At 67.9% G+C, this 215-nt stretch carries 1 protein-coding gene; it reads left to right on the forward strand.

Annotation, left to right across the window (positions count from 1 at the left end):
- A partial coding sequence (locus QJT78_RS52995; protein WP_281461031.1) for a transposase occupies positions 1-215 on the forward strand: 215 nt, incomplete at both ends.

Below are 215 nucleotides of genomic sequence, written 5' to 3' on the forward strand. Positions count from 1 at the left end.
TCTGGCGATGGCCGAGCGGCGTCTCGGTTTGGCCAACAATCTGGCCCGGGTGTTCCCGGATCGGCGCGATCCGACGCGGGTCGTGCACAGCCTGGTCGATATGCTCCGCGCGCGCATGTTCGCGATCTGCTGCGGCTACGAGGACGCCGACGACCTCGATCATCTGCGGTCCGATCCCGCATTCAAGCTGGCCTGCGGACGGCTGCCGGACACGG

The sequence above is a fragment of the Bradyrhizobium sp. Mp27 genome (assembly GCF_029953005.1).
Taxonomy (GTDB): Bacteria; Pseudomonadota; Alphaproteobacteria; order Rhizobiales; family Xanthobacteraceae; genus Bradyrhizobium; species Bradyrhizobium barranii.